The sequence below is a fragment of the Mesorhizobium sp. B2-4-7 genome (assembly GCF_006442685.1).
Classification (GTDB): Bacteria; Pseudomonadota; Alphaproteobacteria; order Rhizobiales; family Rhizobiaceae; genus Mesorhizobium.
Genome location: NZ_VFVH01000016.1, coordinates 21,215 through 34,161, shown reverse-complemented (window position 1 = coordinate 34,161; position 12,947 = coordinate 21,215). Strand labels below are relative to the sequence as shown.

Annotated in this window: 12 protein-coding genes; 10 read left to right on the top strand and 2 right to left on the bottom strand. The window is 65.0% G+C overall.

Annotation, left to right across the window (positions count from 1 at the left end):
- The 4 genes from FJ946_RS29235 to FJ946_RS29220 all read left to right on the top strand — a co-directional run bounded on the left by FJ946_RS29235 (position 1) and on the right by FJ946_RS29220 (position 3,908).
- Complete coding sequence (locus tag FJ946_RS29235; RefSeq protein ID WP_140500625.1) at positions 1 to 1,029, top strand: thiamine pyrophosphate-dependent dehydrogenase E1 component subunit alpha; 1,029 nt, start codon at positions 1 to 3, stop codon at positions 1,027 to 1,029.
- Positions 1,029 to 2,027 (top strand): alpha-ketoacid dehydrogenase subunit beta, encoded by a 999-nt coding sequence (locus FJ946_RS29230; RefSeq protein WP_140567493.1) that lies wholly within the window; start codon positions 1,029 to 1,031, stop codon positions 2,025 to 2,027. The genes FJ946_RS29235 and FJ946_RS29230 overlap by 1 nt, the downstream gene beginning before the upstream one ends.
- Before the next feature lie 3 nt (positions 2,028 to 2,030).
- Complete coding sequence (locus tag FJ946_RS29225) at positions 2,031 to 3,425, top strand: pyruvate dehydrogenase complex dihydrolipoamide acetyltransferase (protein WP_140567495.1); 1,395 nt, start codon at positions 2,031 to 2,033, stop codon at positions 3,423 to 3,425.
- Positions 3,426 to 3,539: 114 nt separating this feature from the next.
- Positions 3,540 to 3,908, top strand: a complete 369-nt coding sequence (locus FJ946_RS29220; protein WP_140500628.1) for a hypothetical protein — start codon at positions 3,540 to 3,542, stop codon at positions 3,906 to 3,908.
- A gap of 18 nt (positions 3,909 to 3,926) precedes the next feature.
- Here the strand turns inward: FJ946_RS29220 and FJ946_RS29215 are convergent, their stop codons facing one another.
- Positions 3,927 to 4,904 carry a sugar-binding transcriptional regulator gene (locus FJ946_RS29215; RefSeq protein ID WP_140500629.1) on the bottom strand — a complete coding sequence of 326 codons (978 nt, stop codon included), beginning with the start codon at positions 4,902 to 4,904 and terminating at the stop codon, positions 3,927 to 3,929.
- Between the two features lie 263 nt (positions 4,905 to 5,167).
- Here FJ946_RS29215 and FJ946_RS29210 point away from each other — a divergent pair, with 263 nt between their 5' ends.
- The 6 genes from FJ946_RS29210 to FJ946_RS29185 all read left to right on the top strand — a co-directional run bounded on the left by FJ946_RS29210 (position 5,168) and on the right by FJ946_RS29185 (position 12,216).
- Positions 5,168 to 6,154 carry an ABC transporter substrate-binding protein gene (locus tag FJ946_RS29210; RefSeq protein WP_140500630.1) on the top strand — a complete coding sequence of 329 codons (987 nt, stop codon included), beginning with the start codon at positions 5,168 to 5,170 and terminating at the stop codon, positions 6,152 to 6,154.
- An 80-nt stretch (positions 6,155 to 6,234) separates the two neighbouring features.
- Positions 6,235 to 7,938, top strand: a complete 1,704-nt coding sequence (locus FJ946_RS29205) for an iron ABC transporter permease (protein WP_140517918.1) — start codon at positions 6,235 to 6,237, stop codon at positions 7,936 to 7,938.
- Positions 7,926 to 9,002, top strand: coding sequence for an ABC transporter ATP-binding protein (locus tag FJ946_RS29200; protein WP_140567497.1), 1,077 nt, complete (start codon positions 7,926 to 7,928; stop codon positions 9,000 to 9,002). Before FJ946_RS29205 ends, FJ946_RS29200 begins: the two co-directional genes overlap by 13 nt.
- Positions 9,002 to 10,168 (top strand): MBL fold metallo-hydrolase, encoded by a 1,167-nt coding sequence (locus tag FJ946_RS29195; protein WP_140567519.1) that lies wholly within the window; start codon positions 9,002 to 9,004, stop codon positions 10,166 to 10,168. The genes FJ946_RS29200 and FJ946_RS29195 overlap by 1 nt, the downstream gene beginning before the upstream one ends.
- Complete coding sequence (locus FJ946_RS29190) at positions 10,165 to 10,920, top strand: 5'/3'-nucleotidase SurE (protein ID WP_140567499.1); 756 nt, start codon at positions 10,165 to 10,167, stop codon at positions 10,918 to 10,920. Before FJ946_RS29195 ends, FJ946_RS29190 begins: the two co-directional genes overlap by 4 nt.
- 180 nt (positions 10,921 to 11,100) lie before the next feature.
- Positions 11,101 to 12,216 (top strand): DUF930 domain-containing protein, encoded by a 1,116-nt coding sequence (locus tag FJ946_RS29185; RefSeq protein WP_140558489.1) that lies wholly within the window; start codon positions 11,101 to 11,103, stop codon positions 12,214 to 12,216.
- A 9-nt stretch (positions 12,217 to 12,225) separates the two neighbouring features.
- Here FJ946_RS29185 and FJ946_RS29180 read toward each other — a convergent pair whose 3' ends face one another.
- Positions 12,226 to 12,900 (bottom strand): HAD family phosphatase, encoded by a 675-nt coding sequence (locus FJ946_RS29180; RefSeq protein ID WP_140567501.1) that lies wholly within the window; start codon positions 12,898 to 12,900, stop codon positions 12,226 to 12,228.
- Between the last annotated feature and the right edge of the window lie 47 nt (positions 12,901 to 12,947).

Here is a 12,947-nt window from a genome sequence, read left to right as displayed (position 1 = left end):
ATGGCCGCAGCCAGCAAAGCCGTCGCGGACAGCCGCGCCAACCTGCCCTTCGTCTATCGCCAGTACAGCGCCGAGCAGCTCAGACAGGTGCTCTACAAGATGTACCTCATCCGCCGCTTCGAAGAGGGCGCGGAGGAGAGCTACACGCGCGGCCTCATCCACGGCACCATGCATCTGTCGATCGGGCAGGAAGCCAGCGCCATGGGCATCTGCATGCCGCTCGGCGAGGATGACCAGATCACCTCGACGCATCGCGGCCACGGCCACTGCATCGCCAAGGGCGCCGAGGTCAAGCGCATGTTCGCCGAGTTCTTCGGCAAGACCACCGGCTACTGCAAGGGACGCGGCGGCTCGATGCACATCGCCGACGTGGCCAAGGGCAATCTGGGCGCCAATGGTATCGTCGGCGGCGGCATTCCGATCGCCGTCGGGGCGGCGCTCTCCTCCAAGATGATGAAGACCGGCAAGGTCGTGGTCTCCTTCTTCGGCGACGGCGCCAACAATGAGGGCGCTTTCCACGAGGCGCTGAACATGGCGGCGATCTGGAAGCTGCCGGTGATTTTCGTGTGCGAGAACAATGGCTACGGCATGTCGACGTCGACGGCCCGCTCGACCGCGGTCAAGAACATCGCCGAGCGCGCCGCCGCCTATTCGATGCCCGGCGTCATCGTCAACGGCAACATTTTTTCGGAGGTCGCCGAGGCGTCCTACAAGGCCGTCGAGCGCGCACGCGCGGGCGAGGGGCCGACGCTGATCGAGTCCAAGACCTACCGCCATCGCGGCCATTCCAAGAGCGACCGCAACCGCTATCGCACCAAGGAGGAGATCGAGGACTGGATGTCGAACCGCGATCCGATCACCCTGTTCGAAAGCGAGCTGCGCGACTTCGGGTTCATTGACGACAAGGGCATCGAGGCGATCCGCGAAGCGGTGGCCAAGGAAATCGCCGACGGCATCGAGTTCGCCAAGGCGAGCCCGTCGCCTGATGTCAGCGAGACCGGAAATTACGTGTATACGGAGCAGGCGTGATGGACGCGATGGTGCGTGAACTGAGCTACGCCCAGGCGATCCAGGAAGCCATGGCGATCGCCATGGACATGGACGAACGCGTCTTCCTGATGGGCGAGGACATCGGCGTCTATGGCGGCGCCTTCCAGGTGACCGGCGATCTGGTCGAGCGCTACGGCGCGGACCGGGTGATGGATACGCCGATCTCGGAACTGGGCGGCGCGGGTGTCGCGGTGGGTGCGGCCCTCACCGGGATGCGGCCGATCTTCGAGTTCCAGTTCTCCGACTTTGCCACGCTCGCCATGGAGCAGATCGTCAACCAGGCGGCCAAGATGCGCTTCATGCTGGGCGGTGAGGTTTCCGTTCCCGTGGTGATGCGCTTTCCCGCCGGTTCCGGCACCGGTGCCGCCGCGCAGCACAGCCAGAGCCTGGAGGCCTGGCTCGGCCATGTGCCGGGCCTGAAGGTCATCCAGCCGGCGACGCCGCACGATGCCAAGGGCATGCTTTTGGCTGCCGTCGCCGATCCCGATCCGGTGATGATCTTCGAGCACAAGCTGCTCTACAAGATGAAGGGCCCGGTTCCGGAAGGCTACTACACGGTGCCGATCGGCAAGGCCGATATTCGCCGCGAAGGGCGCGATCTCACCATCGTCGCCACCTCGATCATGGTGCAGAAGGCGCTCGACGCCGCGGCCGCGCTGGAAGCGGAAGGCATCGGCGTCGAAGTCGTCGACCTCAGGACGATCCGGCCGATGGACAAGCAGACCGTCATCGACAGCGTCAAGAAGACGTCGCGGCTGATGTGCGTCTACGAGGCGGTCAAGACGCTGGGCATCGGCGCCGAGGTCAGCGCCATGATCGCCGAGAGCGAGGCGTTCGACTATCTCGACGCGCCGATCGTGCGGCTGGGCGGCGCGGAGACGCCGATCCCGTACAATCCGGAGCTGGAGAAGGCGACGGTGCCGCAGGTTCCCGGCATCATCACCGCCGCCCGCGACCTCGTGAGAGGGGTTCGCTGAGACATGCCGACCGAAGTCATTCTTCCCAAGGTCGACATGGACATGGCGACCGGACAGATCTCGCGCTGGTTCGCCGAGGAAGGCGCCCGGGTCAAGAAGGGCGACGTGCTGTTCGAGATCGAGACCGACAAGGCGGCGATGGAAATCGACGCGCCGGCCAGCGGCATCCTGCGCGATGTCTCCGGCAAGGAAGGCGTCGATATCCCCGTCGGCGCACCGGTCGCGTGGATCTATGCCGAGGGCGAGACTTATGCGCCAATCTCCCCCCTCGAGGGGGAGATGTCGGCGAAGCCGACAGAGGGGGTTGCCTCAGAAGGCACCGCCATCGCGCTGAGCCCGGTCGAACCGACCCCACCCGACCGGCCTTCGGCCGGCCACCCTCCCCTCGAGGGGGAGGGAAAAACCCGCGCTACACCCTTGGCGCGTCGATTGGCTCGTGAAGCAGGACTGAATCTCTCCGGCATATCAGGCACAGGCCCACATGGCCGCGTCGTGAAGGCGGATATCGATGCGGTACTCTCCTCCCCCCTCGAGGGGGAGGTGTCCGCGAAGCGGACGGAGGGGGTCGTCTCAGGAGGCACCGCTTTTGCGCCGAGCCCCGTCGAAGCGACCCCACCCGACCGGCCTGCGGCCGGCCACTCTCCCCTCAAGGGGGAGGGGGACGTGCTGCGCCTGTTCGAGGAAGGCTCCTATGAACTCGTCCCGCACGACAACATGCGCAAGACCATCGCGCGCCGGCTGGTCGAGGCCAAGACCACCATCCCGCATTTCTACCTGACGCTCGACTGCGAGCTCGATGCGCTGCTTTCGCTGCGCACGCAGCTCAATGCGGCCGCACCGGTAAAGAAGACCGACAAGGGCGAGGCGCCCGCCTACAAGCTGTCGGTCAACGACATGGTGATCAAGGCGATGGCCATGGCCCTGAAGGCGGTGCCGGATGCCAATGCCTCGTGGACCGAAAGCGCCATGGTCAAGCACAGGCATGCCGATGTCGGCGTCGCCGTCTCGATCCCCGGCGGCCTGATCACGCCGATCATCCGCAAGGCGGACGAAAAGACGCTGTCGGTGATCTCCAACGAGATGAAGGACCTGGCCAGCCGCGCGCGCAGCCGCAAGCTGAAGCCGGAGGAGTATCAAGGCGGCACCACGGCGGTGTCGAACCTTGGCATGTTCGGCATCAAGGATTTCGCCGCCGTCATCAACCCGCCGCATGCGACGATCCTGGCGGTGGGCGCCGGCGAGGAGCGGGCGGTGGTCAAGAACGGCGAGATCAGAATCGCCACCGTGATGTCGGTGACGCTGTCGACCGACCATCGCGCCGTCGACGGAGCACTCGGTGCCGAACTGCTGGTCGCCTTCAAGAAGCTGATCGAGAACCCGATGGGCATGCTGGTGTAGGTCACGTTGACGTGAGCCGGCGTCGAATGATGCGCCGGCTCACCACAGAATCGACTTGTCAGGCGCGAACCCTTCGCCCATGTTTCAGGTGGACTGTGATCAAGGGAGGTCCGCATGCCCGCATTCGATCCATCCGACGTCAAGACCCTGTTCGGCAAGGTGATGGGCGCGTCTCCGTCCGACATCAAGCTGGTGGCGCAGCGCCTGCACGATCACGCTTTCGAGCCGCGCATGTCGGCGGACGAAACCAAGCAACTCGTCGCCAGTCTCGGCTATGAGAGCCTGGATGCGTTCTGCGCCGACATCGGCTTGCCTGCGCATATCGCGGAGCGCTGGGGCCGCTTCGGCGTTTCCGGCGAGATGAAGCAGGTGTTCACGCTGCTGGCGGCCCAGCGCAGGCGGGTGGCCGAGGCGATCGCCGAATTCGAATCCATGACCCATGTCGGCGTCGAGGATTTCTTGCGCGAACGCGGCCTGATCTAAGCGGCACTGGAAGCAGCGTCAGCCAGCCTTTGCCAGCAGCGCCGTCGCCGTATCGCTGTCGGTGATCAGCACATTGGTGCTGACGGCCTTCAGCGCGGCGAGGATCGCGGCCACCTTGCGTTTTCCGCCGGCGGCCAGCACGACATTCGGCACCTGGCCGACGACATCGAGGTCGATGGCCATGACGCGGCCGTTGACTTCGTGGTCGACCAGCCTGCCTGAGGCATCGACGAAATAGCACAGCATGTTGGCGACCGCGCCCTTCGCTTTCAGCGACGCGATGAGCGACGACGGCACGATGCCGTGGCGGAAGATGGTCGCGTCCGGCGACATGTCGCCGACGGTAAGCAGCGCGATATCGGCGGCGGCAGCGCGCTGCCGCACGTCTTGCAGCGCCGGCTGCGCCCAGAGCAGGTCACGCAGCGAGGGGTTGTCGACCGTCACCGGCGCGGTGATCTGGTAGCTGTCGACCTCGAAGACATCGGCGACCTTGGCGGCGACGATGGACGGATTGATCCATTGCGAATGCGGCAGACTGCCGACGAGCGCCACGACCGAGGCGTGCTTCAGCTGCCGGCGGGCGAGAAAGCCCAAACTGGCATGCAGGGTCGCGCCGCCGCCGATTGCCAGCGTCATGCCGTCCTGCATCTGCTCGCCGAGATAGGCCGCCACGGCGTGGCCGATCGCCTTCTCCAGGTGGTCTTGCGCCGAAGGCGTCGGGATGACGACGGCGGCGTCGAGGCCCCAGCGCTTCTCGAGTGCACGTTCGAGCGCCACCTGTTCGGCGGTCGGCGCGTTGATCATGGTGACGACGATGCCTTCGGCCGTGCACGCGGCCAGCGTGCGCATGACCTTCACCCTGGAGACGTCGAGCTTCTCGGCGATCTGCTCCTGCGTGAAGCCCTCCACATAATAGAGCCACGCCGTCTTGACGTTGAGATCCGACGACACCATCGGCAATCCGGAGCGGGCCGGTCTGGGTTTTTCCACGGGCATCGCTTTTCGTCCTCATGAGCCTTGGCCTGGGCCCCGCATCGCCTCTTCGGAGAAAGGCCGGCCGCGTGTCAACTGGCACCGGATGTCCGGCGTGTCGATTGTTGCACAGTTTTGTTCATTTGTAATTGACATCGAACATATGAACATATTTTGTATATCTCACGCGCTGTGTCATCCACCAGTCATATGCGCCGTGCAGGGAGGAAGAGACAGGGAACCGGCCAGGGCCGGGCCAGTCGTGCACAGACAGGACAGGAGGTCTTATGAAGACGCTATTCATCAAGCTGCTGGGAAGCCAGCTGGCGCTCGCGGCAACTTTGTTTGCCGGCATGGCAAGTGCCGAAACGTTGACGCTCTACACATCCCAGCCGGAAGCCGATGCGGCCAAGACCGTCGAGGCCTTCAAGAAGGCGCAGCCCGGCATCGACGTGGCAATCTATCGTTCCGGTACCAGCGACATCCTCACCAAGATGGCGGCCGAATTCGCCGCCGGCAGCCCGCAGGCCGACGTGCTGTTGATCGCCGATGCGGTCTCGATGGAGCTGCTGAAGAAGGACGGCCGGCTGCTGCCTTATCCCGAGGCAAAGCTCGACGGCATCGAGCCGGATGCTTACGACGCCGACAAGACCTATTTCGGCAGCAAGCTGATCACCACCGGCATCGTCTACAACACCGCGGCCGCCGAGAAGCCGGAACATTGGGCCGATCTCGCCAAGCCGGCCTATGCCGATGGTCTCGTCATGCCGAGCCCGCTCTATTCAGGTGCCGCCGCCTACCTGCTTTCGGGCTTCGCCGGCGATGCCGATTACGGCTGGGATTTCTTCCAGAAGCTGAAGGCCAACAACACCGTCAGCGTGCGCGGCAATGGCGCGGTGCTGAAGTCCGTGGCATCAGGCGAGAAGCCCTATGGCATCCTCGTCGACTTCATGGCGATGAACGCCAAGAAGAAGGGCTCGCCGGTGGAATTCGTGTTCCCCTCGGAAGGCGTGCCGGCCGTGACCGAACCGGTCGCGATCATGAAGACGGCCAAGAATGTCGACGGCGCCAAGAAGTTCGTCGACTTCATTCTTTCGGACGAAGGCCAGAAGCTGGCGCTTTCCATGGGCTACCTGCCGGCACGGGCCTCGGTCGGCCGGCCCGAATGGCTGCCGGAAGGCGTCAAGGTCAAGGTGATGTCGTTCGACACCAAGGCAATCGTCGCCAAGACCGACGCCGACAAGGCGAAGTTCTCGGAACTGTTCGGCGGCTGACAAGGCTCGGCGATCCGGCCGGGATGCCGCTTCGCGGCGGCATCCCCACTGCGCGCTGGTCGAATTTCAGGAAAGCAACCATGCCATCAACGATCAGGGAAAGCCGGGGCCAGGAAATGGTCCTGACGGCGGCGGTAGCCGTCGTCATCGTGCTGCTCTCCCTGCTGCCGATGCTGCGCCTGATCAAGGAAATCGTGGCACCCGGCGGCACGGTGTCGACGATGGCCCTGGAGGCTGGACTGAGAAGCCCGGCGACCTGGATCGCCACCTGGCACACGCTTGTCGTCGGCATAGGCGGCACGGTGCTTGCCGTGCTGTCGGGAACGCTGGTGGCGGTGCTCATCACGCTGACCGACATACGCGGCCGAAGCGCGCTGGTGCTCTGCTACGTCATGCCGCTGATGATCGCGCCGCAGGTCACGGCGCTTGCCTGGCTGCAACTGTTCGGACCGGCCAGCCCGTTCCTCAAGCTGTTCGGCGCCGCACCGCCGCTGGGCACCAAGAACCCGCTCTATTCCACGTCGGGCATCATCCTGCTGCTCGGCGTGCAGTATGGCCCGCTGGTGTTCCTGCTGGTGCGCGCCGGCCTGCGCAAGCTGCCGCGCGAACTGGTCGAGGCGGCGCGAGCCGGCGGCGCGAGCTGGTTCACCGTGCTCGTCACCATCGTGCTACCCCTGATGACACCGTCGATCATGGCGGCAGCGGCACTGGCTTTCGTGTCCTGCGTCGGCAATTTCGGCATTCCCGCCTTTCTCGGCATTCCCGCCAATTACTTGGTGCTGCCGACCTTGATCTATCAAAAACTGGCCGGCGGCGGGCCGGCCGTGCTCGGCGAGACGGCGTTCCTGTCGGTGCTGATCGGCATCATCGCCATGGCCGGCATTATCGCCCAGGAGGTCATGAGCCGGCGCCGCGACTACCGCATCAGCTCCACCTCGCTGCCCGCCGAGCCCTACGAGCTTGGCCGCTGGCGTCCGGTCGTCCAGGCCGGCATGTGGCTGCTGGTCGTACTGGTGTTGTTCCTGCCGCTGTTCGGGCTGGTGCTGACGTCGCTGGTTCCCGGCTACGGCATCGCGCTCAGCGCCAAGACGGCGACGCTCGACAATTACCGTTTCGTGTTGTTCGAGCACGCTGCCGCCAGCCGCGCCTTCTTCAACAGCTTCTGGCTGTCTATCGCCGCCGCCTTCTTCGCGGTCCTCGTCGCCGTGCCGATCGGCTATCTCATTGCCTGGGGCAAACAGCGCTGGGTGCGGCTGCTCAATCTTTCGGTCGAACTGCCCTATGCCTTGCCCGGCGTGGTGCTGGCGATCGCATCGCTGCTGCTGTTCCTGCGGCCGATCCCGCTGACCGGCATACAGCTCTACAACACGGTCTGGATCATCCTCTACGCCTATCTCGCCCGCTTCCTGGTGCTGGCCTTGCGGCCGACCATCAGCGGCTATCACCAGATCGACCGGACGCTGGAGGAGGCTGCACAAGTGGCGGGCGCCGGCCTGTTCACGCGCATGCGCACCATCGTCTTTCCTTTGGTGGCGCCGGCGGCGATCGCCGGCGGCCTGCTGATCTTCATGACGGCGCTCAGCGAGCTCACGGTCTCGGCGCTGCTGTGGTCGTCGGGTTCCGAGACAATCGGCGTCGTGATGTTCTCGTTCGAACAGGGCGGCGATTCCAACTACGCGGCGGCGATGTCCGTCATCACGGTCGCGGTCACCTTCGTGCTGATGCTGGTGACCAACCTGCTTGCCCCTCACCTTCCGAGTGGAGTTCTGCCATGGCGCGATTGACCCTGGACCATGTGACCAAGAGCTTCGCCGAGTTCGATGCGGTCAAGGACGTTTCGATCGATGTCGGCGACGGCGAATTCCTTGCCGTGCTCGGGCCTTCCGGCTGCGGCAAGACGACGTTGCTGCGGCTTGTCGCCGGCTTCGAGAAGGTGACGTCGGGCGAAATCCGCGTCGGCAGCGAGGTCGTGTCGGGTGCAGGCGGCAGCGTTCCACCAGAGAAGCGGCGGGTCGGCATCGTCTTCCAGAACTACGCATTGTGGCCGCACATGACGGTCGCCGAGAACATCGGCTATTCGCTCAAGGTTGCAAAGCTGGACAAGGCGGTCGCCCGCCAGAAGGTTGCCGACGCGCTGGCCCTGGTCAATCTACAGGGGTTAGGAGACCGTAGGCCGGCCAACCTCTCCGGCGGCCAGCGCCAGCGCGTGGCCCTGGCGCGCTGCCTGGTCGCCGCGCCCTCGCTGGTATTGTTCGACGAGCCACTCGCCAATCTCGACGTGCATCTCAGGGCCTCGATGGAGGACGAGTTCGCCGCCTTTCACAAGCGCACCGGCACGACCATCGTCTACATCACCCACGATCAGGCCGAGGCCATGGCGCTGGCCGATCGCATCGCGGTGATGGATCACGGTCGCCTGGTCCAGCTCGCGACCCCGCGCGAGCTCTATCATGAGCCGGCGAATGAAATGGTGGCCTCCTTCATTTCACAGGGCATTCTGCTTCCGGCCGACGTGCTGAGCTCCGAGGAGGCGGGTCATTGCAAGGTCCGGGTTCTCGGAACCGAGCTGGTCGTCCGCTGCCGGGCAGGCGAGCGGCCGCGCGCTGGCGCAAGGATCTGCTGCCGGTCGGCCGATCTCGACGTCTCGTCGGACGGCCCCGGCTTCGATGGCCTCGTCAAGCGGGTGATCTACCACGGTGGCTCGGCGCGCATCGAATTTACGCCTTCCGCAGGACCTGATCTTACCTTGCATTTCGAGCAGCCCGACCCGGTCGTGCTGGAGAGCGGAGCCCAGGCGCGCCTGCGCATTAAGTCCGGCTGGGTAATCCCGGCGGAGGCGGCGTCGTGATGAAGCTGGACCTGGCCGGCGGCTTCGGCGAAAAGGGCCGCACCAGCGTTGCCGTCCGCAGCGGAAACGATCGCATCCTGCTCGATATCGGCATCAAGGTCGGGGCCACAGGGGCGGAGTACTATCCGGCACTTGACGGGTCGATCGCCGACATCGACGCGTTGTTTGTCTCGCATGCGCACGAGGATCACGTCGGTGCTCTGAGCTGGCTTTTGTCGCGCGGCTATGCCGGTCCGATTTTCATGACGGCCGAAACCCGCGCCGAGGCTCCGGCCACGCTCGCCGGCTATGCCGATCCCGGGGATCTCAAGCGATTTCCCTTTCCGGAAGATCGCATCGAGATTTTCGAACCCGGCGATTTGCTGAAGAGCGGCAATCTCAGGGTCAGGACGGGGAGGTCGGGACATGTCGTCGGCGGCGTCTGGTTTGCCGTCGACGATGGCAAGAGCCGCGTCGTCTATTCGGCCGACGTGGTGCCGGACAGCAATGTCTTCGTGATGGACGCGATCCCCGAATGCGATCTTCTCGTTCTCGACGCGTCCTATGGCGCCGATCCCGTGCCGGGTGCGGCGCGCGCCGAGGCCATTTCGGGCTGGGTGGCGCGCCATTCGAACGGATGCCTTCTGCCGACGCCGCTGTCGGGGCGGTCGCTGGAATTGATCGCGGCCTTGCCGGGACCCTTCGCCATCCACGCCGGCATGCGTGCTTCGCTCGAAGCGCAGATCGCCGCCACTTCAGCGCTGCTGCCTGGCGTATCCGAGATCCTGCGCTTGCGGCTGGGTAGTGCCGCAGACTGGACCGACGCCGACCCGCTGCCCTCGCTGCCCTTGCTGGCCGATGACGGCATGGGCGAGGCCGGGCCTTCGTCCCGCCTGCTGCCGCGCGCCGACCGGGCCGGCTTTCCGGTGTTGCTGACCGGGCATCTGCCCTCCGGCTCCCCCGGCGATCTGCTGCACAAGGCCGGCCGGGCGGACTGGGTGCGCATGCCCACCCACCCGACTCTGTCGGGCAATGTCGGTATCTGGGAGAAGGCAGGGCGCCCGGAGACGCTCGGTCATTCCTGCGCGAGCGAACTCCTCGACGACCTGAAAGCCCATATTCCATCGCTGCGCCCGCAATGCCGCACCGGCCAGAGCATCACGGTGCGCCGAGGAAACGAGACATGAGACTCCTGATCTGCAACGATGACGGCATCGAGGCGCCGGGCCTTGCCCGGCTGGTCAAGGCGGCCGGCAGCCTGAGCGACGATTTGTGGGTGGTGGCACCCGACGGCAAGCGCACCGCCGCGGGCGCATCGCTGACGATCGCGCGGCCGTTGATCATGCGGCGCGTCAAGCCCGGCTGGTATTCGTGTTCCGGTACTCCGGCCGACTGCGTGGTGAGTGCGATGGCCTGGCTGTTCGCGGATGGCCAAAAGCCCGACCTGGTTCTGGCGGGCGTCAACGACGGGCGCAACGTCGCCGAGGACCTTGCCTATTCCGGGACGCTGGGCATTGCGCGCGAGGCGACATTCTGGGGTATTCCGGCGATCGGCTTTTCCCGGGTGAAGAATCCGGACTTCAGCGGTGTCGACGACGAGTGGCTCGGCGCGTTGATCGCCTCGCTCTGGTGGTCGCGTGAAGAGTGGGCGGCGGATGGCCATTGGCTCAGCATCAACCTGCCGGCTTCGCTGCCGGCCGGGATCCGGCAGCCGCGCATCGGCCGCGACAAGATCGGCCGCAAGGCTGAAATCCTGGAGAGCGACGGCGATCGCACCGTCATCACAGTCCCGCGCGGGCGCGCTCACGCAAGTGAGCCGGGCGACGAGAACGAGGCGATCGATGCCGGCTTCGTCAGCATCAACCGGCTGAACTGGTTTGGCGAAACGCGGCTGGACGGACAGTTTCTGGACGAGATCCAGCACCAGCGGCAAGGCTAGTCACTGGTCACAGAACAGGGTCGTTGCGGATATTCGGGACGGCACGGTCGCTCGCCCAGCCGTGCCAACGCCTCGAGGGCGGCGCGGATCATTCAGATCACCGAGCTGTGCAGCGGTTAAATTGCGTCAATCCAAAGCCGATGCTTGAAGCCGCCGCTATTTCATTCCACATCGGTCAGCATGAAGGACGAGGCACGAGAGCGGCGTCGGGATCTGTTGTGGGCGCTGCCCGCATCGCTGATCCTGCATGCGCTCCTCGCAGCGCTGGTGTTCTACAACCTGCCGAGGCCAGCCCAAGAGCCGCAGCAGGACCAGCCGGTAAATGTCGCGCTCGTGCCTCCGCCCGATCAGCCAAAACCGAAACCTGCTCCCGCACCGCCAAAGGAGCCCAAAGCCGAGAAGCCGCCGGAAACGAAGCCTGAAGAACCGCCCGAAAAGCAGTCGCGCAAGACGCCGCCGATCGAGACCTTGAGACCTGTCTTTCAGTTCGGCGACAAGGACGCCGGCCCCAGGAAATCCCTGGACGGAGCCAGCGCTCAAGACAGTTCGCCAGCGCCTGCCAAGGAGGAGACGTCCAAGCCGCCCGTGACGCCTGAGCCTGCGGAGACCAAGTCTGGCGCGCCGGCGGCCACCGAAAAGCCGGCAGAGTTGCCCGAGGCCGGCGAGAAGCCGGCAACCGCCGCGAAGGATGCCGAGTCCCTGAAGGATGCTGAGGAGGCGGAAACCCCCGACGCCGACAAGCAAACGGCCGCGGCACCGCCGTTGGCCGCCGATGACGGCGACACTGAGGTCGAGCTTCCCATATCGGCTGAAAAGCCGACGCCCAAACCCGCAAATGCGCCGAAGCCCGGCTCTTCAAAGGTCTCGAAGTCCCCCAAGGGGAGCGCGGGAGACCCAGCTTCCCCTGATGTCGCCAGTGCCGCGTCGCGTCGCTATTCCGGGCTTCCGGGCGTTCGCAAGCTCTATTCGCAAGACGCTACCGGCGATGCGCTGGCCACGACCTCGATGGGCGGCGTGCCGCGCGCCCAGCGTGGTGCCAAACTTTGCGCCAGCGCATTGCAGCAGCAATTGCTGGACGCCTCCTATTTCCCCGACTTGATCCCAAGCGTGCCGCTGAAGGCCGGCAATATTCTCAACGCCCCGGATGTCGCTTTCCGCGCAACGGGCACGTGGTACCATCTGGGCTTCCGCTGCGAGGTCGACAGCGATGTGACCAGGGTTTTGTCGTTCGGCCTACGTGTCGGATCTGTAATCCCGCCCGACGAATGGGTTCGGCTTGGACTACCCACTCGCTAGAACAAGCTCTTAGGCGGGGACACCGAGCCCGGACAATTGCCGGCTGATCTCTTGCCAGTCGGTGCAGACGAAATCGGCGCCGGCCGCCTTCAGTCGCGCTCCATGCTCGGGATAGGTGTGGCCGCCGCCGGTGTAGCCGATCGCCGTCATGCCGGCGGCAACCGCGCCCTGGATACCGAAGGGCGAATCCTCGATGACGATGCAGTCCGCCGGATTGGCGCCCCTCTTTGCCGCGGCGAACAGGAAAATGTCCGGCGCGGGCTTGCCGTTCTTAACCATCGAGGAGCTGTAAATTGCGTCGCCGAAGAACCGTGCCAGCGCCGTCACTGCCAGGCTGTGGTTTATGCGCTCGACGGAGGACGACGAGGCAATGCAGCGGTCGCCGTCAAGCGCCTCCAGAAACGCGGCGATTCCTGGTGTCGGCTTCAGTTCCTGCGAAAACAGGATCCTGGTCTCGGTCCAGATGTCGCCATCCGCCGCCGCCGGAAACTGATGGCCGGTCAATTCCCTGATTTTGACGATGATGTCGGACTGTTTCATGCCGATGCACTGAGCGATGATGCCGCCGTGCACGCCCGGCATGCCGTGCTTTTCATAGACGCGCTCATAGGCCCTCGCGGCCAGCGGTTCGCTGTCGACGAGAACGCCGTCGCAATCGAAAATGATAGGCCTTGATCGCGCCACGCGCTTCTCCCCGGAGTTTTGCACTTTGCTACCGGCAAAAAGTCAAA

Excerpts from the sequence above, each read along its gene's own strand:
- FJ946_RS29185 (WP_140558489.1), top strand. The coding sequence starts at position 11,101 with ATGAAGGACGAGGCACGAGAGCGGCGTCGGGATCTGTTGTGGGCGCTG.
- FJ946_RS29195 (WP_140567519.1), top strand. The coding sequence starts at position 9,002 with ATGAAGCTGGACCTGGCCGGCGGCTTCGGCGAAAAGGGCCGCACCAGC.
- FJ946_RS29235 (WP_140500625.1), top strand. The coding sequence starts at position 1 with ATGGCCGCAGCCAGCAAAGCCGTCGCGGACAGCCGCGCCAACCTGCCC.
- FJ946_RS29225 (WP_140567495.1), top strand. The coding sequence starts at position 2,031 with ATGCCGACCGAAGTCATTCTTCCCAAGGTCGACATGGACATGGCGACC.
- FJ946_RS29215 (WP_140500629.1), bottom strand. The coding sequence starts at position 4,904 with ATGCCCGTGGAAAAACCCAGACCGGCCCGCTCCGGATTGCCGATGGTG.
- FJ946_RS29200 (WP_140567497.1), top strand. The coding sequence starts at position 7,926 with ATGGCGCGATTGACCCTGGACCATGTGACCAAGAGCTTCGCCGAGTTC.
- FJ946_RS29210 (WP_140500630.1), top strand. The coding sequence starts at position 5,168 with ATGAAGACGCTATTCATCAAGCTGCTGGGAAGCCAGCTGGCGCTCGCG.
- FJ946_RS29205 (WP_140517918.1), top strand. The coding sequence starts at position 6,235 with ATGCCATCAACGATCAGGGAAAGCCGGGGCCAGGAAATGGTCCTGACG.
- FJ946_RS29220 (WP_140500628.1), top strand. The coding sequence starts at position 3,540 with ATGCCCGCATTCGATCCATCCGACGTCAAGACCCTGTTCGGCAAGGTG.
- FJ946_RS29230 (WP_140567493.1), top strand. The coding sequence starts at position 1,029 with ATGGACGCGATGGTGCGTGAACTGAGCTACGCCCAGGCGATCCAGGAA.
- FJ946_RS29190 (WP_140567499.1), top strand. The coding sequence starts at position 10,165 with ATGAGACTCCTGATCTGCAACGATGACGGCATCGAGGCGCCGGGCCTT.